The 23,727-nt window shown below is 39.4% G+C and carries 20 protein-coding genes; 9 read left to right on the top strand and 11 right to left on the bottom strand.

Annotation, left to right across the window (positions count from 1 at the left end; translation table 11 throughout):
• Positions 1–167 precede the first annotated feature (167 nt).
• The 3 genes from ACQQ5U_RS03500 to ACQQ5U_RS03490 form a co-directional block, all read right to left on the bottom strand.
• The gene (locus tag ACQQ5U_RS03500; protein ID WP_437395555.1) at positions 168–3,452 is read right to left on the bottom strand and encodes a S41 family peptidase; all 3,285 of its coding nucleotides are present in this window, start codon (positions 3,450–3,452) and stop codon (positions 168–170) included.
• A 107-nt stretch (positions 3,453–3,559) separates the two neighbouring features.
• On the bottom strand, positions 3,560–4,324 hold the full coding sequence (locus ACQQ5U_RS03495) for a TIGR02757 family protein (RefSeq protein ID WP_437395554.1): 765 nt from the start codon (positions 4,322–4,324) through the stop codon (positions 3,560–3,562).
• A gap of 1 nt (position 4,325) precedes the next feature.
• The gene (locus ACQQ5U_RS03490; protein ID WP_437395553.1) at positions 4,326–4,994 is read right to left on the bottom strand and encodes an ABC transporter ATP-binding protein; all 669 of its coding nucleotides are present in this window, start codon (positions 4,992–4,994) and stop codon (positions 4,326–4,328) included.
• A 231-nt stretch (positions 4,995–5,225) separates the two neighbouring features.
• Here ACQQ5U_RS03490 and msrA point away from each other — a divergent pair, with 231 nt between their 5' ends.
• Genes msrA through ACQQ5U_RS03475 form a run of 3 tightly spaced genes read left to right on the top strand, consistent with a single transcriptional unit; the run spans position 5,226 to position 6,712 of the window.
• A complete protein-coding gene (gene msrA, locus ACQQ5U_RS03485; RefSeq protein ID WP_437395552.1) occupies positions 5,226–5,789 on the top strand; it encodes a peptide-methionine (S)-S-oxide reductase MsrA in 564 nt (187 codons plus the stop codon).
• On the top strand, positions 5,776–6,375 hold the full coding sequence (gene folE / locus ACQQ5U_RS03480) for a GTP cyclohydrolase I FolE (RefSeq protein ID WP_437395551.1): 600 nt from the start codon (positions 5,776–5,778) through the stop codon (positions 6,373–6,375). The genes msrA and folE overlap by 14 nt, the downstream gene beginning before the upstream one ends.
• Before the next feature lie 40 nt (positions 6,376–6,415).
• Entirely contained in the window at positions 6,416–6,712 is a 297-nt protein-coding gene (locus ACQQ5U_RS03475; RefSeq protein ID WP_437395550.1) for a hypothetical protein, read from the top strand.
• 187 nt (positions 6,713–6,899) lie between these two features.
• On the opposite strand, the gene ACQQ5U_RS03470 is transcribed toward ACQQ5U_RS03475, so the two are convergent.
• From ACQQ5U_RS03470 to ACQQ5U_RS03440, 7 genes are all read right to left on the bottom strand, one after another.
• The gene (locus ACQQ5U_RS03470; protein ID WP_437395549.1) at positions 6,900–9,155 is read right to left on the bottom strand and encodes a TonB-dependent receptor; all 2,256 of its coding nucleotides are present in this window, start codon (positions 9,153–9,155) and stop codon (positions 6,900–6,902) included.
• Positions 9,156–9,590: 435 nt separating this feature from the next.
• Positions 9,591–10,106, bottom strand: a complete 516-nt coding sequence (locus ACQQ5U_RS03465) for a DUF6787 family protein (protein ID WP_437395548.1) — start codon at positions 10,104–10,106, stop codon at positions 9,591–9,593.
• Between the two features lie 31 nt (positions 10,107–10,137).
• Positions 10,138–10,596, bottom strand: a complete 459-nt coding sequence (locus tag ACQQ5U_RS03460; protein WP_437395547.1) for a DUF6146 family protein — start codon at positions 10,594–10,596, stop codon at positions 10,138–10,140.
• A gap of 70 nt (positions 10,597–10,666) precedes the next feature.
• Positions 10,667–11,308, bottom strand: coding sequence for a DUF937 domain-containing protein (locus ACQQ5U_RS03455; protein ID WP_437395546.1), 642 nt, complete (start codon positions 11,306–11,308; stop codon positions 10,667–10,669).
• 75 nt (positions 11,309–11,383) lie between these two features.
• Entirely contained in the window at positions 11,384–12,340 is a 957-nt protein-coding gene (locus ACQQ5U_RS03450; protein ID WP_437395545.1) for a D-2-hydroxyacid dehydrogenase, read from the bottom strand.
• 4 nt (positions 12,341–12,344) lie between these two features.
• Entirely contained in the window at positions 12,345–13,409 is a 1,065-nt protein-coding gene (gene serC, locus ACQQ5U_RS03445; RefSeq protein ID WP_437395544.1) for a 3-phosphoserine/phosphohydroxythreonine transaminase, read from the bottom strand.
• A 71-nt stretch (positions 13,410–13,480) separates the two neighbouring features.
• On the bottom strand, positions 13,481–14,527 hold the full coding sequence (locus tag ACQQ5U_RS03440; RefSeq protein WP_437395543.1) for an acyl-CoA reductase: 1,047 nt from the start codon (positions 14,525–14,527) through the stop codon (positions 13,481–13,483).
• Positions 14,528–14,612: 85 nt separating this feature from the next.
• Between ACQQ5U_RS03440 and ACQQ5U_RS03435 the strand changes: the two genes are divergently transcribed.
• From ACQQ5U_RS03435 to ACQQ5U_RS03410, 6 genes are all read left to right on the top strand, one after another.
• Positions 14,613–14,966: a 4Fe-4S dicluster domain-containing protein gene (locus ACQQ5U_RS03435; protein ID WP_437395542.1), complete on the top strand. Its 354-nt coding sequence runs from the start codon at positions 14,613–14,615 to the stop codon at positions 14,964–14,966.
• A 239-nt stretch (positions 14,967–15,205) separates the two neighbouring features.
• Positions 15,206–16,300: a redox-regulated ATPase YchF gene (gene ychF, locus ACQQ5U_RS03430; RefSeq protein WP_437395541.1), complete on the top strand. Its 1,095-nt coding sequence runs from the start codon at positions 15,206–15,208 to the stop codon at positions 16,298–16,300.
• Between the two features lie 67 nt (positions 16,301–16,367).
• Positions 16,368–17,270 carry a DMT family transporter gene (locus tag ACQQ5U_RS03425; RefSeq protein ID WP_437395540.1) on the top strand — a complete coding sequence of 301 codons (903 nt, stop codon included), beginning with the start codon at positions 16,368–16,370 and terminating at the stop codon, positions 17,268–17,270.
• 103 nt (positions 17,271–17,373) lie between these two features.
• Complete coding sequence (locus ACQQ5U_RS03420; protein WP_437395539.1) at positions 17,374–19,242, top strand: DNA topoisomerase IV subunit B; 1,869 nt, start codon at positions 17,374–17,376, stop codon at positions 19,240–19,242.
• 15 nt (positions 19,243–19,257) lie between these two features.
• Positions 19,258–21,885, top strand: coding sequence for a DNA gyrase/topoisomerase IV subunit A (locus ACQQ5U_RS03415; protein ID WP_437395538.1), 2,628 nt, complete (start codon positions 19,258–19,260; stop codon positions 21,883–21,885).
• 69 nt (positions 21,886–21,954) lie between these two features.
• On the top strand, positions 21,955–22,911 hold the full coding sequence (locus ACQQ5U_RS03410) for a sterol desaturase family protein (protein ID WP_437395537.1): 957 nt from the start codon (positions 21,955–21,957) through the stop codon (positions 22,909–22,911).
• On the opposite strand, the gene ACQQ5U_RS03405 is transcribed toward ACQQ5U_RS03410, so the two are convergent.
• Positions 22,908–23,726 carry a TerC family protein gene (locus ACQQ5U_RS03405; RefSeq protein WP_437395536.1) on the bottom strand — a complete coding sequence of 273 codons (819 nt, stop codon included), beginning with the start codon at positions 23,724–23,726 and terminating at the stop codon, positions 22,908–22,910. The genes ACQQ5U_RS03410 and ACQQ5U_RS03405 overlap by 4 nt on opposite strands.
• Between the last annotated feature and the right edge of the window lies 1 nt (position 23,727).

Genomic DNA, 23,727 nt, shown 5'->3' with positions numbered 1-23,727 from the left:
TGCAACCAATTAAGGTAAGCAAGCAAAATAGTTTTAGATAAATTTTCATTAGCAATACACCAATTAATTGTTTTAACAAGATTGCGGATTTCCATACATTTCAAATGTAAAAAGCAGAATATATGGACTAAAACTTTTTAAAAACTCCGAAGCCAAATTTTTAGCTCCTACTTTTTATTGTTTTCAAAAGACTTGTCTGGATAAGCTGGTACAGCAGGAACATCGCGTGGATCTTCTTTGATCAATTTCTGCAAATGTTCTATAGCTCTGTCAAGTTGTGCATCTTTGCCGTTAAATGTGGCATGTGGGAGATTATCCACTTCAACGTCCGGAACAAAACCATATCCCTCAATCAACCATTCGCCATCTTCACTGTACACACCCATCATAGGAGCTCTTGCATACCCGTTATCACTTAATCTATTACTGCTATTGAGCCATATCTCACCACCCCAGGTTCTTGTTCCAATAGTTGTGCCCAATCCTAATTTTTTAAAACCATCAGCAAAAGCCTCTCCATCGGAGTACGTGTTTTCGTTTACAAGAACTACAATATGACCTCTAAATGCATAGGGCATGTTCCAATAAGGTTCACCGGAACGTCCTTTCCAATACATCCAAGCTTTTCTCAATAATTTCTCTAAAATGAAACTATCAATATTACCTCCAAAGTTGTATCGTACATCTATAATCAATCCTTTTTTATTGAATACTGGATAGAATTCTCGATAAAATTGATTGATATCATTGGCTGTCATAGCCCTTAAATGAAGATAACCAATTTGGTCATTTCCCTTATTTTCCACTTCAAGGCGCTTGCCATACTCCCAATCGCGATAGCGTAGATTATATTCATTTCGTATGGGTTTTACGATAACATCTTTAGACACCTTGCCCCGTAACAGCGTTAACCTTACCTGTTTACCTGCTTGATTTCTTAGTAATTCACCAATATCCAAGGCTGATAATGCATCAACACCATTCACTTTGGTGATAATATCACCATTCTGCACATCTAGATAGGGGTCGTCCAGTGGGGATTTCTCATCGGGATAATCTGGATCGGCCTTATATATGTAATCTATTCTAAAACCTTTGTTCTTTTCATCTCTGCTATATACGGCACCTAGACTCGCGGCAGAAATGTTATTTTCATCTTGCCTTAAATCACCACCTCTTACACTGGTATGAAGTGCTGATAGTTCGCCGACAAATCTTCCAATTAGATCGGAAAGCTCATTTCGGGTGGTTATGCGATCCACAAGTGGTAAATATTTGGCATGCATTGCATTCCAATCTACACCATGCATATTTTTATCATAAAAGTAATCTCGTTCCATACGCCAAGCATCGGTAAAAATTTGCTTCCAATCCTCTCTAGGTGTTATAGGAAATTTCCAGCCGCTCAAATCGATTTTATTTTTGGATAAATCACTCACCTCATTGGTTCCAGCATCAATCATATAATAACCTTGCCCTTTTCTAACTAAAATTTTTTCTCCATCTCCAGTAAGTTCAAACCCATTAACATCACCAATCATAGTTTTGATTTTTACGTCTTCGTTGCCAATTTTTACAACCGACAAATTTCTCTTGGCATCGACCCCCGTTTCATTGGAAATTAAATAGAGTGCATTTTTATTCACTTCTAATCCAGAGTAGTTTCCAGGTTTTACGGGGACTTCTATAATTCGCTGTTGAATACCTTCCTGGTCAATAACAACTGCAACCTTCCCATCTGCATCTTCATTTTTGTTTCCCTTATCGGACTTGGATGAATCCTCTTTTTTAGTATTCAATTTAGCAAGTTCATCTTCTTCTCGAAAAGGGGAACGAGTTCCATTTTTTAGTGCAACATGGTACACTTTCTCACTTGCATCAAAATAAGGCTCTGGCTGCCTGGTACCCCATGGACTTCTTACCAATGAGGTGAAGTTTCTGTCAGATAGGAAATAAATAAATTTGCCATCTGGACTCCATCTTGGATTTAAACTATTGGCCCTATCTGTCGTAAGGTCAAAGGAATCTTCATTATCTACATTGTACACTTTGATTTGTGCCATGGTATTTGAGGCATACTGAACAAATGACAACCATTTACTATCTGGAGACCAAGAAAAATCACCAATACCTTCTTGGTTGGTGGAAATCTTTTTACTAGCTCCATTTGATATATTGAGTACGTACATATTATTTGCAAGGTCATCATAGGCGATCCACTTTCCATCGGGAGAGGGCACACCTTTGTAACGTAGTATTTCACCATCTTTTGTGATGATACTTTCTTTGCCTATTCCATCTGCTGGAATACTCACAAATTCAAATTCACCAGTTTCATCCGATAAAGAATAAATTTTTGAGCCATCGGAAGAAAATACCGCATCCCGGAATCTAACTTCTTTCTTTTCTGTAAAAGAGATAAATCGACCAGATTTAACAGGAGCTACAAAAATTCTGCCTCTAGCGGTAATAGCAATGCTGTTGCCTTTGGGGTCTGGATGAACAGAGGTAATATATTTAGCAGGGTTGTCATCCCACTTTTCCCTTAACTGATCTAGATCAGAAGCCAAAGTAATATCGATTTTATGATTTTGCTTTGAATCAATATTATAAAGCCATAGATCAGCGCCGATTTGATAAACTATTTGTCCGTTTGAAATACTCATGGAGCGCACATCAAAATCTTTATGATCGGTATGTTGCTGAAGGCCTCTTCCATTTTCGTCCATGGACCAAATATTCATGATGCCATCTCTATCGGAAATAAAGTAAATTCTTCCCGAAAACCAGTTAGGATGATGACTTTCACCGAGATAATCGGATGTCAATTTAAGGGCTTCTTGTGCTCCTTGGGTAAACTTCCAAATTTGCCTTGCCGTTCCTCCTTTATATCTTTTGGTTACATTTCTATGGAATGCAGGCCTAACAAAATAAATTGTATTACCTAATTGGTCAAAAGTAGCTTCACTAGCTTGTGAAAGTGGGATTCTATACTTTTCTTTAGATTCTAAATCTATGGTTACAATTTGATTATCAGGAACCTTTGAGTACGCTCTTGTTGCATAAACCAATTTACCATCGGGCGTCCAAGTGGTTGCGATAGAAGCGTCACCTTCATAGGTCCACCTTGTAGGCAAGCCTCCTGCTATAGGCATGGTATAAATTTCTGTTGGGCCTTCATAACTCGCAGAAAAAGCAATTGTTTTTCCGTCTGGAGATATGGTTGGGAATCTTTCTTCTTCGGCGTGGGTGGTAAGCCTACGTGCTAAGCCACCGGATAACGGAACTGTCCAAAGATCACCTTCTGCAGCAAAAATAATGGTGTTGTTATAAAGGGCAGACGATTGGTAATAACCTTCGAATCCTTGTCCTTGCGCAAGGAAATTAAAAAATACGCTAAGAATAAAAAGCATAACTATTTTAGTTACGCCTGTTGTTGGTCGATTACTCATGGTTTTGGTTTAAAGTGAAATTGGTATATGATTCTTAATCAGATATCTACAAGACTTACAAGATACTAGATTTTTACACTTCTTTGAAAAAGGTAAAAAAGAGTTACTTAAAACTTTTCAAAAACTCCCAAACCAAATAGCGCAAAATCATATTTCACGGGGTCGGCTGCGTCCAGTTTTCGGAGATTTTTATCCAGCTCCTTTAATGCTTTTGCATCGTTCTGTTTGCGTTTAATCAATTTTAGTTTCCGTGCCACATTACCCGAGTGCACATCCAAAGGGCAGGAGAGCTTCGCGGGTTCAATGTTTTTCCAAAGTCCAAAATCCACTCCTGTGTTGTTGTCGCGGACCATCCAACGTAAAAACATATTGATCCGCTTGGCAGCAGAACCTTTGTTAGGGTCGGAAACATGTTTTTGGGTACGGGTTTGATGCGGTAGTTCAAAAAATACTTCCTTGAATTTGGAAATGGCAGGCTGCATGGAATCTTTGCTTTGGTGTTTACTAAAAACAGCCTCTAAACCACCATGATTTTTATAGATATTTTGCAGACTGGTTAAAAAGTAACCAAGATCAATCCCATTAAAGGTACGGTGCACAAAAGACGAGAGCTTTTCCAAATCATCTTCGGTATGGTTCATTACAAAGTTGTAGGGTACATTGTCCATCAGGTTCATCAACTTGGTGGCATTGTTAACGATACTCTTGCGATTCCCCCAAGCAATGGTTGCCGATAAAAATGCGCTGATTTCGATATCTTCTTTCCGGGTAAATTGATGTGGAATCTGTATGGGGTCACTCTCCAAAAACTTGGGGTGATTGTACTCCAACACCTTGGCATCCAAAAACTCTTTGAGTTCTGTTTTGGTCATATCAGTCTTTGGAAACAATTAAACCATCCACCATAGTCAGCTTACGGTCAGCCATATCGGCCAACTCAAGGTTGTGTGTCACCAAAACAAAGGTCTGTCCAAATTCGTCGCGCAGTTGAAAGAACAGTTTGTGCAGATTGTCCGCACTTTCGGAATCCAAGTTTCCGCTGGGCTCATCCGCTAAAACCACGGATGGGTTGTTCATCAAGGAACGGGCTACGGCAACACGTTGCTGTTCACCTCCAGAAAGGGCATTGGGTTTATGATCGTAACGGTCTTTCAACCCTAAAAAGTCCAACAATTCCTTGGCACGCTTTTCTGCATCGGCTCGTGGTGTTTTTTTGATAAAAGCAGGTATGCAAACGTTCTCCAAAGCCGTAAATTCGGGCAACAACTGGTGAAACTGGAATATAAAACCGATATGCTCGTTTCGGAACTTCGCCAAATTCTTATCGTTGAGCTGGTTTACGTCGGTATTGTTTATTAAAAGTGTGCTTTCGCCCTTATTGGTTGGGGTGTCCAAGGTTCCTAAAATTTGCAACAAAGTGGTTTTTCCTGCACCTGAGGCACCAACAATGGAAACAACTTCACCTTTTTCTATTTCTAAATCAACTCCTTGTAAAACCTTGAGGTCTCCGTAACTTTTTTGAATATTTGTGGCCTTTATCATAAGTACAACTTCGCTGGTCGAAGATAATCATTACAGTTGTATCGCAAAGATGGGGGTTTTGACACGAATTCCACAAATTTTCACTAAGTATCCATGTGTCATTTTGAGCAAAACGAAAAATATCAAGAAAAGATATAAATAAGTTTGATGCTGCAATTTCGACCAAGCAATCATATAAATAGTTGTTTTAAATAATTTTCTCAATCAAATATTGTTTAATTTTGCATCAAAATGAATAAACAAAATAATTTAAAATTGGAAACGGCAATTTTCGCCGGAGGTTGCTTTTGGTGTACAGAAGCTGTATTTCAAAGACTTAATGGTGTAGAGGAAGTAGTTTCGGGCTATACAGGTGGAAATATTAAAAATCCGGCATACCGAGAAATATGTACCGGACGTACGGGCCATGCGGAGGCAATTAAAATAACTTTTGATGCCTCACAAGTATCTTATGCAGAATTATTGGAAGTGTTTTTTGCTACGCACGACCCTACAACCTTGAATCGACAAGGAAATGATGTTGGCACCCAATATCGTAGTGAGATATTTTATACCACACCAGAACAAAAGAAATTGGCGGAGGATATTATCCAACTTTTGGAGCAAGAAAAAGTATTCGATTCTTCCATTGTAACTGCCATATCTCAAGAAAAACCCTTTTATTTGGCAGAAGAAGAACACCACGATTACTATAACGAACATAGGCAACAACCGTATTGCCAATTCATTATTGATCCCAAGATCAAAAAATTGAACAAACATTTTTCAAAAAAGCTAAAAAATGGCACCATATAGAAACCTCGAAGAGTACAATATTGAAATTACCAATGAGGTAAAAACCCATTTCACTAAAATTGTGGATGATATAGGGGAAGATGTTACCCGTGATGGATTGGTCAAAACCCCAGAGCGGGCAGCCAAAGCTATGCTTTTTCTTACGCAGGGTTATAAGCAAGATGCGGAGGAAATTCTAAAAGGGGCCATGTTCGAGGAAAGTTACGACGATATGGTCATTATCAAGGATATTGAACTTTACTCGCTATGTGAGCATCATATGCTTCCCTTTTTCGGAAAAGCGCATGTGGCTTATATTCCAAACGGGCATATTGTTGGTTTGAGCAAAATTCCACGTGTGGTGGACGTATTTGCCCGCAGATTGCAGGTACAAGAACGGCTGACTCATAATATTTTGGAATGTATCAACAACACACTAAAACCGAAAGGAGTAGCCGTTGTGATAGAAGCTGCCCACATGTGCATGATGATGCGCGGTGTTCAAAAACAAAATTCAGTTACAACAACCTCAGGCTTTAGAGGTCAGTTTGAGAAAATCGAGACCAGAAACGAGTTTTTAAAGCTAATTAGCGCCGATTTGTCTTAAACAACTTTTCCAATTAAGCGGGAATTGCTATTTTTCCTTCATGGCAGAAGAAAAAGACAATAAATATCGTAACCTTTTTTTGGGATTACTATTTGATGCCATTGGGATGTTATCCTTTGCTATTCCAGGAATAGGAGAATTTTCCGATGTAATCTGGGCCCCTTTGGCAGGATGGCTTATGACACGATTATATAAGGGCAGGGTAGGGCAGGCTGCCGGTCTCATTACTTTTACAGAGGAATTGGTCCCTGGTCTGGATGTAATTCCTACGTTTACCCTTACCTGGATTTACATCTATCTATTACGCAAGAAAAAAGGTCAACCTGCAATAGATTGACCTTGATTTTATTCTGATTAACGTAGAAAGAACGTCCATTCGATTTTTTCAAAAGTAGCTGCCTACCGGCAGGTAGGTCGAGAACAAGTTCTTTGAAGTTGAAATTCTAATTCTCGATAAAATTTCTTCGCTTTACTCAAAAATCACTCGAATTGACGAATTTCAGATTAATATCCACTACTGTTTTTTACAACGGAACATTCAAATTGAAAGAAATATTTCTTCCTATGTTGGCTATGCCATCCGCTTTTAATCGAGATAAGTGTGAGATATAATTCTTGTCAAAAAGGTTATTTCCGGTAATAGAGTAACCCACTTTCTGATTAAAGATTTTCATATCACCACCAACACCTACATTAAATAAGTTATATCTTGAGGTCTTCGTTTCAAAATCGCCAACTTTATTTTGGTCAAAATAAGTTTGAAGTGTTACGAAGGCATAGCATTTATAATCTTGATTTTTTTTGTTCCACTCTACACGAAAAGTGTTTGTCCAACGGTTAGCTGGAATCAACGGTAGGTTGGAATTATCCTCCAACTCACCAAAAACAATGTCGTAGCTGCTCTCCAGATGAAGCCAATCTATGGGATGGGGGTGTAAGTGGAATCCAAATTCACCACCGTACAAAATCGCATTTTGTTGTTGGAAGTCATAAATTGGGTCCAATTCCCTAAATTCTCCGGTCGGTTCCAAATAGATATAGTCATTTACAATATTATAGAAAGTATTGACATAAGCTTCAATATGTTTGTTTCCATACTCCAAAGCCAAATCTATCTGGAAGTTTTGTTCACTATCCAAATCAGGATTTCCAATTTCAACTCGGTTGGCACCACTGTGCAATCCATTGGACGATAATTCAGATAAGTTGGGAGCCCTGAAGCCTGTAGCAAAATTTAAACGTCCTATAATGCTCTGTGTAAGGTCCATGCGATACCCTACAGCAGCATTAAAACTGTTAAAATCTTTACTCAAAGCAGGAATATATTCTTCATCTCCTTCAATACCACTTTCTTCGCCATTGATGGACCTTAGGTCATAACGCAAACCAATTTGAAGATCACTCTTGTCAAAATGGATATGCGAAGTGGCCAAAACTCCAAAATCATTGGTAATGGCATCGGGAACCAATACTTCTTCACCAAAGTTTTCATTTTTTTGATGCATACCCTGTATTCCAAATATGGTGGTCATTTTCCCCCATTGCGGGTTAAATTGAAGGTTATAATTGAAGGTACTTAATCGCATGTCCAATGCTGCTCCTTCTTCCCCTTCCTCTTCCATATGCTCTTCGCCTTCATGTTCCTCGTGGTGATGCTCTTCAAACTCTTTCCTATTGTTTACGGTGTAACCAAAGGTGGCCTCCAAACTGGATTTTTTAAAAAAGATGTTGTTTTTAGAACTCAAAATATGGGTAGAAAGTTCTTGGTAGGGTTCCAAAGGGTCACGATCGTTGTTCTGCACCCCAATCTCTTCAGGTATACCAAGCTCTGAAGTATTGTAGTTGTACCGAAGCTCCGTTTTAAATGTAGAAGCTTGGTAAGCTAACCCTGTTTTTAAATCGGCCTCGTTGAACCTAGTGTTTGTAACGCTTGTTCCGTCTCCAGTTTCATAATCTGCATTGGAGGCGTAGGCACCACGCACCAAAAATTTTAATTTATCTCCAGAGGTCTTAAAGCCGGCATTGGCATTATAACCTAGGGTATTGGTGAAATATCTCATGTTCACATCACCGGAAGTTTCACCAGCTGATTCAAATTTTTCAGGATTCAAGTACAATACACCGCCCAATGCATCTGAACCATACAATAAAGATGCTGGGCCTTTTATAACCTCTACGCTAGAAATTCCCGCGTCGTTGATACCAAGTCCATGTTCGCCACCATATTGTTGGTTTTCCAAACGCACACCTTGCGTATAAACCAAAACACGGTTAAAGCTCAAACCACGGATAACAGGTTTTCCAATCCCGACACCTGTTGAGACAGAAGAAACACCTGGAATATTTGTAATTCCTTCAGAAAGTGTAATACCTCCTTGTTGTTTTAGTTCTTCCATGGATTTTTGTTCCACTTTCATAACATTTTCACGTTGTAATTTGTGAAACGGGGTGGAAAGAACGATTTCATCCATTTCAATTACAGAAGGCACCATTTTATAATCAAATTGGTTACTTCCAGCATTGATTTCATAAGAAGTGGAATATGTTTCAAACCCTATATAAGAGATTACCAGTTTATAACTTCCTTCCGGCAGGTTATTTAGGGAGTAATTTCCGTCTTGATCTGTTACTGTTCCATTTTCAAGTTGGGGAATATAAACCGATACTTGCTCTAAAGGTTCTCCACTTTCGGAGTCCGTTATTTTACCAGTTAATGTATTTTGGGAAAATGTAAGTAAGGGAACCAATGCCAAAAGCATTGAAATATAATATTGTTTCATTGTAAAAAATAAATGGTTTAAAAAATCTTAAATCAATCTAACTATGAAACAGATGGGGGACCCCGTAAAGCTCGGAAAGAAACTTCTTTGGGTTTATAAATAAATGTGTAGATGTTGGTTGTATACCTTATCTCAGGTATTTCAACCGGAACGTAAGTAAAAGAAGAATTAAAAAGTACTTTGTTGGCGAGGGTAAAATCATGAAAATCACAATCTAGATTACCGTCGTGAATATGATTTGTACCGTATGCTATACATTTCTCTTCTTGACTATGCCCATATAACGCATGCCCCAATTTTATGACCGAAGGAGCTAGGATAGCAGTGGTCATCAATAGGGAACTTAAAATAAGTATGCTTTTATGAAAAGAAGTCATCATACTACCGCAAAAGTAACCAAGGTCTACCTACTTTATATGTTAAAAAAACTATAAACTATCTAAGGAATGTCCCTAAACCCAGACGTTTCAGCATTTTTTTTTCAAAATTCCAGAAAAATTCATACTGACCGAACAACCAGCCTATAAAAACAAGGAGGATTTGATAGATGGGAAAAATCAATAAAATTCTGACTGTCCAAAAGATCACTCCAGGTATGTTATCATTATCCAACCCTATCCAATGAACCAATGGACCGGCCAATTTACCTGCAGCACTTCCCGTCAAGGCAAACACAATAAAAATGGCAATCATTTCCCATTTGTAATCCACTTTCCATCTGTTTTCCACTTTTTTGAAACACCAAATGAAAAATTTTATGAATAAAATATAGAGAACGGGTATGATTAGAATAAGAATGAGCCATTTGTAGTGGTGCCCATTAAAACCAAAAGCATTTATAAAGCCTTGAGATATGAAGTAGGATGTTAATAGGGTTAATGCAGCACCCAAAAAAGGAAATATAAGCTGCCAGCTCTTCTGGATTTCCCAACGCTGTTTTAGTTTTTGCATTTTTCGATTTAATTAATGCAAAAATAGCACATTAAATCCTGGGAATGAAAGGCCCCAAACGCTGTTTGTACTTTCGCTGAAAATAAATGAAATAATTATAGAGCTTGTAATTCACTTCGTAGCCATAATCAATACTGGGATCATAATTGATTTGCATTTCGTACAAATTGGGATTGAATCTGTTAGGCTGCAATACTCTCTGGTTCCAAGTAATTACCATAATTGCGTTTCGGTTTTCCAAGAAAGATTGGGAATAATAACCTTCAGGTCTTGCAATGGAATTTAACCAGGTATAAAAACCAGGTTCAATAATAATGATTTCATATTCGGTTTCATCATCCGAAATTTCTACGGGTTCATCATCGTTTGATTGGAACACTTCCTTTTCTTCGTTGGTCACCTCCAAGGTCGCTTTTTGAGAAGTACAAGAAATTTGGACAACACAAAGTGTTAGGCAAAACAACACTGGATTAAATAGTTTCTTTTTCATAATCTTAAAATACAAAAAAAAGCCACTTGTAAAATCAAGTGGCTCTGTTAAATATTGTTAAGCTGGTTATTTATTTTCCGAAAAGTCCACCTAGCATTCCGCCCAGGCCACTCTTTTTCTGACCTCCGCCATTTAATACCATTCCTGCCAAATCATCAATAACACTGCCATCGCCGTCACTATCCAAAAAGCTTTCAACTAAGGATTGTTGTTTAGCTGCTGCTTTATTGCCGCCCATTAGCCCACCTAACAAACCGTTAAGTCCATCTGGGCTGCTCACGTTTTGCTGTCTTGTTTGTTTTCCCAGATATCCTAAAAGGATTGGGGCTGCAATTTTTAATATTTGAGCAATTGAACCTGCGTCGATTCCCGATTTGGAACTTAAAGCATTTTCAACTTGAGGCTGTTTAGACCCTAGTACATGGCTGAGAATTCCCGCTCCGTCGTCCATTACATTTTGGTCCACACCACCGCCAAAAAGGCCTCCCAGATTATCTAGGATACCACCATCGTGTTTGGAAGATAGGGCATCCATAAGCCCCTGTGCACCTCCCGGTGTGGATGCATTTTTTTTCATGGCTCCCATTAATAGTGGCATGGCCATGCTTAAAACTTCTGCTGTTTTATTTTCGGGTTGTCCTGTTTGTCCAGCGACACCACTGACCAACTGTTTGCCCATGGGGCTGTTGATCAAATCTAATAATCCTGACATTGTGTGTTAGTGTTAAGGTTAAAATTACAATGTACAAAAAAGTAGGTTTTGAATCATTGTTTACATTTAGAAAACCTACCGCTTTAGCGATTTGACAACCTTTTGGGCCAATTCTACACCAATACGCTCTTGTGCTTCGACGGTGGAACCACCCACATGGGGGCTTAACGAAATTTTGGGGTTCATCAATATTTTGATTTCTGGATTGGGTTCAGATTCATAGACATCCAGTCCGGCAAAGGAGAGATGGTCTGTATCCAAAGCCTCAACCAATGCCACTTCATCCAACACACCACCTCGCGATGTGTTGATGATACCAGCGCCGGGCTTCATAAGTGCAATCTCTGTTTTGCCGATTATATACTTCTCTTGGGATGGTACATGCAAACTCACAAAATCTGAATTAGCTAGTACTTCCTTTAAATCGCTGCTTTGTAATTTAAAATCAATGGATTGTCCATCAAAAAAGGAAAGCGTCAAAGTAGTCTCTTTTGTATGATGGTCAGTGAACATGACTTCCATGCCCATAGCCAGTGCCATTTTAGCTGTGGCCTGTCCAATTCTCCCAAAACCAACAATTCCCAAGGTTTTTCCACGAAGTTCAACACCCCCAGCATAGCTCTTCTTAAGTTGTTTGAATTGACTGTCACCTTCCAAAGGCATATTTCTGTTGGCATCGTGCAGAAACCGAACACCGTTGAGCAAATGTGCGAAAACCAGTTCTGCCACCGATTCTGAAGAAGCTTCGGGAGTATTGAATACATTGATACCTTTGGATTCGGCATATTTTACATCAATATTATCCAAACCAACACCACCGCGTCCAATCAATTTTAAGCTTGGGCAGTCATCGATTAACTTTTTGTCAACTTTGGTAGCACTACGCACCAAAAGTCCTTCAATTTTATTTTTATTGATATAGTTTGCCAATTGCTCTTGGGCAACCCTTGTGTTTTTGACTTCGAAACCTTCTTTTTCGAGAAGTTCTAATCCCGATTGGGCAATTCCATCGTTAGCTAAAATCTTCGCCATTAATTTATCCTTTCTTTTCGAGTTCACTCATTATATCCACCAATACGCCTACACTTTCTAAAGGCAATGCATTGTACATGGAAGCCCGATAACCGCCAACGGATCTATGCCCGTTTATGCCGTTAATTCCTGCCTCTTTGCACATTTCATCAAAAACATCTTTTAATTCGTCATCAGTGATGTTAAAGGTGGCATTCATAATGGAACGGTCTTCTTTGGCAGCAAAACCAGAGAAAACAGGATTGAGTTCAATTTCAGAATAAATCAAGTTGGCCTTACGTTCGTTAATTTCCTCGATAGCAGCAATTCCACCAAGATCTTTCAACCATTGCATAGTAAGCATGGAAACATAAACCGCAAAAACAGGAGGCGTATTGAACATACTGTCTTTGGCCACGTGAACGGAATAATCCATCATGGATGGTATTTTTCTGGATACTTTACCCAATATATCCTCTTTTACCACTACAAGTGTTGTTCCAGCGGGCCCCATGTTCTTTTGTGCTCCTGCATAAATCAAATCAAACTGCGAAAAGTCCATCTGTCTGGAAAAGATATCTGAACTCATATCGCACACCAATGGTACATCGGTTTTGGGAAATTCCTTGAATTGTGTTCCGTAAATGGTATTGTTGGAGGTAAGGTGCAGATAATCCAAATCGGATGGAATCTCAAATCCCTTTGGGATATATTTAAAATTATCCTTTTGGGAAGATGCTACTTCAACTATATCGCCAAACAAGCGAGCTTCTTTTATGGCCTTTTGGCTCCACGTTCCCGTGTTCACATATCCCGCTTTTTTGTCCAACAGGTTAAAGGCCGTCATTAAAAATTGCATGCTCGCACCACCCTGGAGGAACAAAGCTTGATACCCTTTACCCTCAATTCCCAAAAGCTCTAGGGCCAACGAGCGAGCCTCTTCCATTATGGCGACAAACTCTTTGCTGCGATGGGATATTTCTATAAGTGAAAGACCAATACCATCCAGCTCCTGAACGGCTTCGGAGGCCTTTAGCATTACCTCTGCGGGTAAAATGCATGGGCCTGCGCTAAAATTATGCTTTTTCATTTCCTAAGTTTAAGGAGTAAAGGTCTTAAAAATTGTTGGATCTAAAAATGTTTCCCAAGGTTAGGATTTTCTTAAAGTTTCAACAGGAATTCCATAGTGTCAATTCCATCTGCGTAGTCTTTTAAACTAGGCTTTTGGGTTTCACCGAATTTGACTTCGTTTTCCAATGTTCTGCTGGAAACAATACATTGAATTTGTTCATCAAGCTCTTCCAATTTCTCTCGTAGACTTGATTCGTCATCATAATAGGAGTAAAACAATGCAGAAATGGGAGAGGTGAGGGCTTCATCTTCCTTCAAAACCAAAAACCCATTATCCAAAATTTTGAATTCACTCATCAAATAAACTGCTTTGTTGTAATCGTAGTTGTTGGCATATTTATGTTGATGAATGATGTCTTTGTAATCATATAATGCTTTGAACAACGCATCAAAATCATAGTCTTTTGGTACATATATCTTGGACACATTTCTGCAACCTAAGCCATAGTACCTAAAAATATCTTCGCCGAGTGCTTTTAGTTCTTTTTCGGCTTCATTTCCGGTAAGTACGGCAACCGAATTTCTGTTTTTTCGGATGATGTTGGGTTTGTTGCCAAAATAATATTCAAAATAACGGCTTGTATTGTTGCTGCCCGTTGCGATGACTGCATCGAAGTTCTCCATTTTTCCATCTATGAACTCAATTCTATTGGCAAGGGATGGTTCCTGCTGAATCAAATATTTTGATAGATAGGGAAGTAGAACCTTATCGTTGGAAGATAACTTGGCCAATACCTTATTTCCTGAAAGCAATACGCATAAAAAGTCGTGAAACCCAACCAGTGGGATGTTACCTGCCATCACAATGCCTACTGTTTTTGGCTCGTCTTCCTTATTAAAGTTGTAGTTGGACAACCATTCATTGAGATTTTCTTCTGTGAGCAAATCTCCCCATTGCTGAAGAGAAAATAAAATGTTATCCTCCGTAAACCATCCATTGTGGTGTCTCGCTTGCTCAACGGTTTGCTTCAATTCGGAATCGACTTCGGTATTCTCGGAATAACATTTATCACAAAAATCCGTTAGGTATTTTCCAAGTTTAACAAAAGCATCTATGGTATTTGTATCTGGTGCCATTAAATTTGTACACTAATTTACTAGGGTTTATTTTTGTCAAAAGTAAGCATGCTGATAAGAATCAGCCCAAAAGGAAAAGAAAATTATGGCAATTATTATAACGGATGAGTGCATAAATTGTGGTGCTTGCGAGCCAGAATGCCCGAACACTGCAATTTATGAAGGTGCGGATGAATGGAGATACAGCGATGGAACTTCGCTGAACGGTGATGTAGTTTTGCCTAACGGCAAGGAAGTAAATGCTGATGAAGTTCAAGAACCTGTTAGCGATGAGCTTTATTATATTGTTCCAGACAAATGCACGGAGTGTCAAGGATTTCATGAGGAACCTCAATGCGCGGCCGTATGCCCGGTCGATTGTTGTGTGCCCGATGAGAATCACGAAGAAACGGAAGACGAACTATTGGGCAAGCAAAAGTTTATGCACCCTGATGGTTAAGCAATAAAAAACATTTAATTTAGCCCGAATCTTTTAAATGGTTCGGGTTTTTTTATGCAAGAAAAAGAGAAAGCTTACAACGGTATTTGGAAACAGGCGGGATGTATATTGTCTTTAGTGGCCATTTTGGGGATTATAGCCTTGGTTTTTATGGGTCTTTACCTATTGATTCAAGGGTATTAGGTCTCCAGTACCAAAACTTCAACTTATATTTGCAGCCTCAAAACACAAAGAATTAGATGAAAGCCGGTATTGTAGGATTACCCAACGTAGGAAAATCAACCCTTTTTAACTGTTTGTCCAACGCAAAGGCACAAAGTGCCAACTTTCCATTTTGTACTATTGAACCTAATATTGGTGTAGTAAACGTACCCGACCAGCGTTTGGAGAAATTGGAGGAATTGGTAAATCCGGAGCGTGTTCTTCCAGCTACTGTGGAAATTGTGGATATCGCTGGTTTGGTAAAAGGCGCCAGTAAAGGTGAGGGACTTGGTAACCAGTTTTTGGGAAATATCCGAGAAACCGATGCCATTCTACACGTACTTCGTTGTTTTGATAATGATAATGTAGTGCACGTTGATGGTTCCGTGGACCCAATCAGGGACAAGGAAACCATTGATATGGAATTGCAACTTAAAGATTTGGAGAGTGTTGAGAAAAAGCTAGATAAGGTAAAACGTGCCGCCAAAACCGGCAACAAGGAAGCACAGAAAGAAGAGGCAGTATTATCTGCACTTAAAGAAGGTTTGGAGGCTGGAAAATCCGTTAGAGCTATTGGAGTAAGCGAAGACGACCGTGAAGAATTTGTGAAACCATTGCAATTGATCACGGACAAACCTGTAATGTACGTTTGCAATGTTGACGAAGGTGCAGCAGTTGATGGCAACGCATATGTGGATAAGGTGAAAGAAGCTGTTGCAAATGAAAATGCCGAGGTTATCTTTTTGGCAGTGGGTACCGAAGCTGATATCACTGAACTTGAAACTTACGAAGAACGCCAAATGTTCTTGGAAGATTTGGGACTTTCAGAACCTGGTTCCGCCAAATTGATTCGAGGCGCATACAAATTACTTGATTTAGAGACCTATTTTACAGCTGGTGTCAAGGAAGTTCGAGCTTGGACCATTCCTATTGGTGCAACTGCTCCGCAAGCCGCAGGCGTTATCCACACCGATTTTGAAAAAGGCTTTATTCGTGCCGAAGTCATTGCTTATGACGATTACGTAAAATATGGCAGTGAAGCCAAGGTAAAAGAGGCTGGTCGTATGCGTGTAGAGGGCAAAGAATACATCGTTAAAGACGGTGATGTTATGCACTTTAGATTCAACGTTTAACCGCTGGGCATTGTAATCCTTTCAATTTAAGGTTTTCCAATTTAATAACATGGAATAGCTTTGTTCCATGTCCAATAAGAGTTTGGGAATTTTATACGGTGTATTGGGAGTGGTGCTATTCTCCTCAAAAGCTGTGATGGTGAAATTAGCTTACCGTTACGATGTGGACACTCTCGATTTACTGCTGTTTCGGATGTTGTTTTCCCTACCGTTCTATATTTTCATCCTCTTTTTAATTCGGAAAAAGGCAGCTAAGGCAAAAATTGTCCCAACAGATTATGCGTGGCTCTTTCTTTTTGGTTTTGTTGGCTACTATTTGGCCAGCTATTTTGATTTTTTGGGATTGAATTACATAAAGGCCGGATTAGAACGTATTATTCTATTTGTATATCCTACTATCGTCGTATTTCTTACTTGGTTGATTTTCAGGAAAAAGATTACCCAAGTACAGTTTATTGCCATTCTTGTAACCTACGTGGGGGTACTGATTACTTTTTGGGACGAGTTGGACGTTGCCGGAAATAAAGTATTGTTGGGAGGATTTTTGGTATTGTTGAGTGCCGTCACCTATGCCTCCTATTTGGTAGGTAGTGGTTGGCTGATTCCCAAATTCGGAGTACTTCGATTCACCTGCTACGCTATGATTGCGTCCACCTTCTGTATTGTGATACATTATTTGGTGGCGGGCAACTGGGACTTTGCGAATTACCCTTGGCCCGTTTACGCATACGGCTTGGCCATGGCCATTTTTGCTACTTTGATTCCATCTTTTTTGGTCTCGGCAGCCATTGAGCGATTGGGGGCGTCCAATTTTTCAATTTTGGGAAGCTTGGGTCCAATTTCTACCATTTTGCTCGCCTTCGTGTTTTTGGACGAAAAACTTACGTATTGGCAGCTCGTTGGAATGTTGATTGTCATTTTTGGAGTGACCTATCTGTCTATCCAAGGTAAAAAGCGGGCTAAAGCCTGATATATATTAACAATTATTGTTTTCCATTGTTGATTACTTTCTACCGTACACCCTTTTATTTTTGCTCCTAAATTTTATATTAGCAAGGATAAACCCTTAACTAATGGCAGACACCCAATATACTGAGGATAATATCCGTTCGCTGGATTGGAAGGAGCATATTCGTATGCGCCCTGGGATGTACATTGGAAAATTGGGCGACGGTTCCTCTGCAGATGATGGCATCTATATTCTCCTAAAAGAAGTAATCGATAACTGTATCGATGAATTTGTGATGGGAGCAGGGAAGACGATCGAAATCAACATCAAGGAAAATACGGTACATGTTCGCGATTATGGTCGTGGAATTCCATTGGGAAAAGTGGTGGACGTTGTTTCCAAAATGAACACAGGAGGGAAGTACGATACCCGTGCCTTTAAAAAATCCGTGGGATTGAACGGTGTAGGTACCAAGGCCGTTAATGCACTATCCACTTATTTTAGGGTGGAGTCCAACCGGGATGGACAATCCAAATCCGCTGAATTTGAGACAGGGAACTTGGTAAACGAAGAACTTTTGGAAGAATCATCCAGAAGAAAAGGAACCAAGGTAAGTTTTACACCGGATGAGTCCATCTTCAAAAAATATAAGTATCGCAGCGAGTATGTGGAACGTATGCTCAAAAACTATGTCTACCTAAACCCTGGATTGACCATCGTTTTCAATGGAGAAAAGTTCCATTCCGAAAATGGTTTAAAGGACTTGTTGGAAGACAACAACAACCAAGAAGATTTTTTATATCCAATCATTCACCTTAAAGGTGATGATATTGAGGTTGCCATGACCCATAGCAAAACTCAATATAGTGAGGAATATCATTCTTTTGTTAACGGACAACATACTACGCAGGGCGGTACGCATCAATCTGCCTTTAGAGAAGCCATCGTAAAAACTGTCCGTGATTTTTACGGAAAAAATTATGATGCATCGGATATTCGAAAATCAATCATATCTGCGGTTTCCATCAAAGTAATGGAACCTGTTTTTGAAAGCCAGACCAAAACCAAGTTGGGCTCAACCGATATGGGTGGCAAATTGCCGACCGTTCGCACGTATATAAACGATTTTATAGGTACTTACCTTGATAATTACCTGCACAAAAATCAACAAACGGCAGAGGCACTTCAAAGGAAAATTGTACAAGCAGAGAAAGAACGAAAAGAACTTTCGGGAATTAGAAAACTGGCCAGGGAACGTGCAAAAAAAGCAAGCCTCCACAATAAAAAACTTCGTGACTGCCGTGTACATTTACAGGATATGAAGAAGGACCGAAGACTGGAAACTACGCTTTTTATTACCGAGGGTGATTCCGCCTCAGGTTCCATAACCAAGTCTAGGGATGTAAATACCCAGGCGGTGTTTAGTCTTCGAGGCAAACCGTTGAACTCCTACGGCATGTCCAAAAAGATTGTATATGAAAACGAAGAGTTCAATTTACTGCAAGCGGCATTGAATATTGAGGATTCCATGGAAGACCTCAGATACAATAATATTGTCATCGCAACAGATGCCGATGTGGATGGAATGCACATACGATTATTGTTGATTACCTTCTTTTTACAATTTTTTCCTGAATTGATCAAAGAAAATCACTTGTATATCCTTCAAACTCCCTTGTTTAGGGTACGCAATAAAAAGGAAACCATTTATTGTTATAGTGACGAAGAACGAAGAAATGCCATTCAAAAACTTACGGGAAAACCAGAAATCACCCGATTTAAGGGATTGGGTGAAATTTCTCCGGATGAATTCAAACATTTTATTGGAGATGATATTCGTCTTGAACCTGTGATGCTGGACAAGGCCATGAGTATTGATGCCCTTTTAAAGTTTTATATGGGCAAAAATACGCCAGATAGGCAAGAGTTCATCATTAACAACCTTAAAGTAGAACTTGACCTAGTAGAAGAAAACCAACTGCAACCCAAATAAATGCTACCTTTCTAAATGGAAGAGAACGAAGAACTGAACGATGAAAGTTTAGATAACCACGACGAGTCCCAAGATAGCCTGGTAAAGGTAACCGGGATGTACAAGGATTGGTTTTTGGATTACGCTTCCTATGTAATTTTGGAGCGTGCTGTACCTGCCATCGAAGATGGTTTTAAGCCTGTGCAGCGCAGAATCATGCACTCCTTGAAAGAACTTGATGATGGACGTTACAACAAAGTGGCCAATGTGGTGGGACACACCATGCAATATCATCCTCACGGTGATGCCAGTATTGCTGACGCCATGGTCCAAATTGGGCAAAAGGACCTTCTTATTGATACCCAGGGTAACTGGGGAAATATTTTAACGGGAGACGGAGCAGCAGCCTCACGATATATCGAAGCGCGGCTATCCAAGTTTGCCCTTGAGGTTGTATACAGCCCAAAAATTACGGAATGGCAACTTTCGTATGATGGTAGAAAAAAAGAGCCTGTAAATCTACCGGTAAAATTTCCGTTATTACTTGCGCAAGGAGCAGAAGGGATTGCAGTAGGACTTTCCACTAAAATTCTCCCTCATAACTTTAATGAGTTGATAGATGCCTCCATAAAGCATTTAAAAGGAAAACGGTTCACCATTTATCCAGATTTTCCAACGGCAGGTATCATTGATGTAACCAACTACAACGATGGTATGCGCGGCGGTAAAATTAGAGTAAGGGCCAAAATATCAACTTTGGACAAGAACACTCTGGTCATTAACGAAATACCATACGGCACCAATACCTCCTCTTTAATTGACTCCATCTTAAAGGCTAACGATAAGGGGAAAATCAAAGTAAAAAAGATAGAGGACAACACTGCTGCCGAGGTAGAGATTTTAGTGCATTTGCCCAACGGAATCTCACCTGACAAAACTATTGATGCACTCTATGCTTTTACGTCTTGCGAGTCGTCCATATCCCCACTGGGATGTGTTATCGAGGACAATAAACCTTTGTTTATAGGCGTCAAGGAAATGCTGGAAAGATCTACCGATAATACGGTGGAACTACTTAAAGCGGAACTTCAAATACAACTGGATGAACTGGAGGAACAATGGCATTTCTCTTCTTTGGAACGTATTTTTATAGAGAACAGGATTTACCGCGAAATTGAGGAAGAAGAAACTTGGGAAGGTGTGATTGAAGCCATCGACAAGGGCTTGAAGCCGTACGTTTCCCATCTAAAAAGAGAAGTAACCAGGGATGACATAATTCGGTTGACCGAAATCCGGATCAAGCGTATTTCAAAGTTTGATTTAGACAAGGCACAACAACTTATTGAAAGTTTAGAAGATAGGATTGCCGAAACCAAGCATCACTTGGAGCATTTGGTGGATTATGCCATTGCTTATTTCAAAGAACTTAAAAAGAAATATGGCACCGGTCGGGAGCGAAAATCAGAAATAAGAATTTTTGATGACATCGAAGCGACTAAGGTCGTTATCCGAAATACCAGACTCTATGTAAACCGCGAAGAAGGATTTATTGGAACCTCTTTAAAACGCGATGAATATGTCACCGATTGTAGTGATATTGACGATATTATTGTCTTTACCCAAAACGGGGAGATGATGGTGACCAAAGTGGACTCCAAAGTATTTATTGGAAAAAACATCATACATGTTGCGGTTTTTAAAAAGAAGGACAAGCGAACAACCTACAATATGATCTACAAGCTCATGAAAGGTGGGCCCAGCTACGTTAAGAGGTTCAATGTGACCAGTATGACCCGGGACAAACTATATCAGCTTGCCGGGGATAAATCATCTGCGGAGGTGCTATACTTTTCTGCCAATCCAAATGGTGAGGCCGAGGTGGTGACCGTGATGTTGCGTCAATCGGGAAGCATCAAAAAATTAAAATGGGACTTGGATTTTTCCGATGTACTTATTAAAGGTCGAGGCTCCAAAGGAAACCTTGTCACCAAATATGCGGTAAAACGTATTGAGCTAAAAGAAAAGGGGGTATCTACCCTAAAACCAAGAAAAATTTGGTTCGATGATGTGGTAAGTCGCCTCAATGTTGATGGAAGAGGAGAGTTGCTCGGAGAGTTTAAAGGAGACGACCTGCTTTTGGTGATAGACCAAAAAGGGATTGTAAAAACTATTCCGCCTGATTTACTTACACGATTTAGCGATGATATGATCGTATTGGAAAAATGGAATCCTAAAAAACCAATTTCCGTGGTGCATTATGTGGGGGATAAAGAACGTTTTTATCTAAAAAGATTCCTGGTGGAAAACCCAAATAAAGAAGAGGTGGTAATCGATGAGGATTCCAAATCCTATATGGAACTGGTGTCCACGGATTGGCGCCCTATGTTGGAAATTGAGTTTGCAAAGCCCAGAGGGAAAGACCCTAAGCCAAATTTGGAAGTTAATATTGAAGAATTTATAGCCGTAAAAGGGATAAAGGCGCTTGGGAATCAACTCACTGCAGAAAAGGTGAAAAATATAAATATCAAGGACTCCTTACCGTACGAAGCGTCCGAGGAGCAAAAGACTGAAGATATCGAAGTAGTGGACGAAGAGCAAATAGATAGCGATAATGATAATATAGGAACAAAGAATGACAGTTCTGACCAAACCTCTTTGTTTTAACGCTTATAATGTCTAATTTTCCAGCTGAGATACAACACACACCTAAAGCAGACCGCTTAATACATCTATATGGATTTTACAAACCCCCTGGTATATGGTGTACCAGTTTTTATTGCTTTTATTTTACTAGAACTAACGTACAGTAAAACACATGATGATGGCCATTTATACAATTGGAAAGATCTGGCCGCCAGCAGCTTCATGGGTATCGGTTCTGCAATATTGGGACCCCTGTTCAAGGTAGCGTTTGCCATACTTCTTTTTGAAGGAGCCTATGAAATTTTCAATCCGGAAGTCGACGGAGTAAGAACCAATCTTTTGGGGTACGAATCCTTTGGATATGCATGGTATGTTTGGATTATTTGCCAATTGGCAGATGATTTCACCTATTATTGGTTTCACAGAGCCAATCATGAGGTTAGGATTTTGTGGGCAGCCCATATAGTCCACCATTCCTCCGACAACTTTAATTTCGGAACAGCCATACGAAATGGATGGTTTACTATTTTATACAAACCTTTCTTTTATATATGGATGCCTGCCATAGGGTTCCCACCAGAAATGGTATTGGTGTGTTTGGGCATAGAGGCATTATGGCAGTTTCAGTTACATACAGTATATGTTCCAAAACTTGGATTTTTGGAGAAAATATTCAATACCCATACCATGCATCAAGTGCACCACGCTCAAAATGTGGAATATTTAGATAAAAACCATGGAGGCTTCTTGAACATTTTTGATAAAATATTTGGCACTTGGAAAGAATTGGATGATGATGTCGACGTGAAATACGGCGTTATACATGCTCCGAACTCTTATAACCCTGTAGTGATTTTGACCCATGAGTTTAAAGATATCTGGAACGATGTAAAAAAGTCAAAAAAGCTTTCACATAAACTAATGTACATTTTCGGACCTCCAGGGTGGAGCCACGATGGAAGCACACTTACCGTAAAACAACAACAACGCTTGTTTAAAAAGCAAAAGGAGGCTACTCCCGAATTAGCTTATCAGAGGCCGAATTAATGCTCCTCAAGTGAACGACTTTTTTTTACTTGATTATTTTTTTGGATTCGAAGATTGATAAACTCTACCATTAACGAAAATGCAATGGCAAAATATAGGTACCCTTTGGGTATTGCCCCAACTTCGTTGCCAAATATTATTAAATGGGAGAGGTGTGCCGATTCTGCTATTAGCATAAATCCAATCAGGATCAAAAAAGACAGCCCCAATACCTGAATGGATGGGTGCTGATTAACAAATTCACCAACAGGATTGGCGAATAACATCATAATTAAGACAGAAATTACTACCGCCGTGATCATGAGCACCAAAGCATCTGTTGGGTTCGGGGAAATACCATTGGTCATACCTATGGCAGTCAAAATAGAATCAAAAGAAAAGACAATATTGATTACAGTTATTTGTAAAATGGCATTCATTAATGAAGAAGAGCGTGATTTTTCCACCTCACGTTCATCATGGCCTCGGTCTTCTATTTTTTCATGGATTTCTCGAGTACTTTTATAAAGCAGAAAAAGTCCTCCTGCGAACAGAATCAAAGCTTGCCAACTAATTCCTCCGGTCAACCAAGACTCGTGAAATACCAAGAATGGTTTTTTCATTTTAGTTAACCAAGTAATTCCGAATAACAGTATGATCCGCAAAAGCATGGCTAAAACCAATCCAATGTTTGTCGCTTTTCGCCTATCATTTTTTTTCAATTTGCCTGCGGCAATGGAAATGAATATAATATTGTCTATACCTAAAACAATTTCCAAAAAAGTAAGGGTCAACAATGCCATCCAGGCATCTGGACTTGCGAAAATATCAAACATG

Origin of the sequence: Flagellimonas lutimaris, from assembly GCF_051494225.1 — a bacterium.
GTDB classification, from domain to species: Bacteria; Bacteroidota; Bacteroidia; order Flavobacteriales; family Flavobacteriaceae; genus Flagellimonas; species Flagellimonas lutimaris_A.
This window is presented reverse-complemented; position numbering and strand designations above follow the sequence as displayed.